General features: G+C 72.8%; 3 protein-coding genes. 1 reads left to right on the top strand and 2 read right to left on the bottom strand.

Features of this window, described 5'->3' with window-relative positions; genetic code table 11:
* Positions 1 to 237, top strand: a 237-nt coding sequence (locus tag ACFW1A_RS39975; RefSeq protein WP_380418567.1) for a lamin tail domain-containing protein, incomplete at its 5' end; no start/stop codon positions are given.
* Positions 238 to 414: 177 nt separating this feature from the next.
* On the opposite strand, the gene ACFW1A_RS39980 is transcribed toward ACFW1A_RS39975, so the two are convergent.
* Together ACFW1A_RS39980 and ACFW1A_RS39985 are read right to left on the bottom strand one after the other, a co-directional pair.
* Positions 415 to 1,167: a response regulator gene (locus tag ACFW1A_RS39980; protein WP_380418569.1), complete on the bottom strand. Its 753-nt coding sequence runs from the start codon at positions 1,165 to 1,167 to the stop codon at positions 415 to 417.
* Positions 1,164 to 2,384 carry a sensor histidine kinase gene (locus ACFW1A_RS39985; RefSeq protein ID WP_380418571.1) on the bottom strand — a complete coding sequence of 407 codons (1,221 nt, stop codon included), beginning with the start codon at positions 2,382 to 2,384 and terminating at the stop codon, positions 1,164 to 1,166. Before ACFW1A_RS39985 ends, ACFW1A_RS39980 begins: the two co-directional genes overlap by 4 nt.
* Positions 2,385 to 2,527 lie beyond the last annotated feature (143 nt).

The raw sequence follows: 2,527 nt of genomic DNA on the forward strand, positions 1-2,527 counted from the left end.
TGGCTCCTCTTCGCCGACGACCCGGGCCTGAACTTCTCCTTCCCGCCCGGCACCACGCTCAAGGCCGGTCAGCGGATCCGCATTTACACCAACGAGGTCCACGTCGACTGGGGCGGCTACTCCCACAACAGCGGACGTGCCATCTGGAACGACAAGGGCGACACGGCGCACCTCTCCGACAGCCGGGACGACCTCGTCTCCGAGTACAGCTACGGCACTGAGGCCGACACGTACTGAACGGCTGCCCCGAGCGTGTCGCACTCACCTCCGCATGTCGACCTGTGGCTGGAGAATCCAGGTGGGCAGGCCTGGCCATCACCCGAATCGGGTGTGGCCGGATTCAGGGGTCGTCATCAGTGGAGTCCGTCGTGGAACACCTTCCTGCCGACCCGTCCGCCGCCCGGCGGCGGGGCGTCAGTTCGCCGAAGCCGTCGGAGCCGCCGAAGCCGTGGTGGTCGCCGGGCGGGCCTCGACCAGGCCGGACTCGTAGGCGGCGATCACCGCCTGGGCGCGGTCCCGGACGCTCAGCTTGCCGAAGATGCTGGTGATGTAGTTCTTCACCGTGGAGACGCTGAGCTCCAGGGCTCGCGCGATCTCGGCATTGTCCAGCCCGGTCGCGAGCAGGCGCCACACCTCGACCTCGCGGGGCGTCAGCTCGCCCGGTCCGGTGCCCGCTACCGGCGCCTGCGGCCGGGAGGGGTGCGGCGCGGTGATGTAGGTGGAGATCAGCCGGGTGAGCAGACGCGGCGCCACCGCGGCCTCACCGGTGTGCACGGTGCGCACCGCGGCGAGCAGTTCCTCCGGCGAGACGTCCTTGGGCAGGAACCCGCAGGCACCCGCGCGCAGCGCGGCGACCACGTACTCGTCCAGGTCGAAGGTGCTCAGCGCCAGCACCCGGCAGTCGGGCAGTTCCCGCGCGAGCCGCTCGGTCGCCCCGACGCCGTCGAGGACCGGCATCCGGATGTCCATCACCACGACGTCGGGCCGGTGCTCGTGGGCGAGGGCGAGGGCCTGCTCGCCGTGCTCCGCCTCGGCCACCACTTCGATCGCCGGGTCGGGGCCCAGGATCAGCGCCAGGCCGCGCCGCACCAGCGGTTGGTCGTCCGCGATCAGCACCCTGATCGGTGCCGCAGCTCCGGCCGCAGCAGCCGTCGTACCGCCCGTCATGCCGGCGCTTCCTCTCCCTCGACCGGTGCCAGTGGCAGGCTGGCCGCCACCCGGAACCCGCCTGTGTCGAGCGGGCCGGTCCGCAGGCTGCCGCCCTGCAGCGCGACCCGTTCCTGCATGCCGATCAGACCGTACCCGGTGCGCCCCGCCGAGCCGGACCCGGTCCGGGACTGGTCGCCGTCCGGTCCCGCCGGGGTGCCGGCCGGCACACCCGTGCCGTTGTCCCGCACCTCGACGGTGATCCGGTCCGCCCGGTAGGTCAGTCGGACGTGCGCCTGCGCCTGACCTGCGTGCTTGCGGGCGTTGGTGAGGGACTCCTGCACGATCCGGAAGACCGTCAGGCCGGTGCTCGGCGGCAGCGGGCGTTCCCGGCCGTGGACGGTGAGCTCGGTGGGCAGACCGGCCAACCGGGACTCGTCGACGATGCGGGCGAGGTCGGCGGTGCCGGGCTGCGGCGCCGCGAGCGCCTCCTCCGGTTCGTCGCCGGCCCGCAGCACGTCGAGCAGCTGGCGCATCTCGCGCAGCGCCATCCGCCCCGAGCCCTCCAGCGTGGTCAGCGCGTCGCGCACCACCTCGGTGTCGCCCCCCAGGTTGGCCCTGGCGCCGCCGGCCATCAGCTGCATGGTGGTGATGTGGTGGGCCACGATGTCGTGCAACTCCCGTGCGATGCGCCGGCGTTCCCTGGCCAGTGCCTGGTCGGCCAGGAGCCTGCGCCGGTCCTCGACCTCCCGCTGGTACCGGTTGAAGGCGATGGCCCCGACGACGATCAGGCCGGCCGCGGCCAGGTTGCCCGTCAGCGAGCCGACCGGCGGCGGCATCGGCTGCCCACGCCCGATCAGCGAGGTCGTGGCGGCGGCGAGGGCCGCCACCGCTGTCTGAACGGGGCCGCGCGAGCGGGCGAAGCCGAACAGGGCGACCGCGAAGGTGAGGCTGAAGTGGTTCGTCACCGACACGCTCAGGTCCATCACCAGACCGAGGGTCAGGACCGACGCCAGCGAGGCCAGCGGGTAGCGGCGCACGGTGAGCAGCGGCAGCGCCGTGAGCACCAGCAGCACCAGGCCGAGCAGCGCGACCGGGTAGTTCTGGTCCAGGCCCCCGATCGTGTAGCCGAGGACGTCCACGACGGCGGCCCCGACGGCCACCAGCGCCTCGTTGCGCGACCAGAGCAGGGCGTCGGGGACGAACGGGCGCGGTAGGCGCGGTAGGCGTGTCGGCATGCTGGCAAGTTCCCCTCCGCGGCCGGTTCCCCGGGCCCTCGCCGGCGCGCCGCAACTGTTGTTCGTGGGCCATTCTCTCAGCCGCCCACCCGGCCCGGGCAGGGCCCTGGAGCCGACCCCTGACCAGGACCAGGGTCCTGGTC

It is taken from the genome of Kitasatospora sp. NPDC058965 (assembly GCF_042741245.1).
Taxonomy (GTDB): domain Bacteria; phylum Actinomycetota; class Actinomycetes; order Streptomycetales; family Streptomycetaceae; genus Kitasatospora.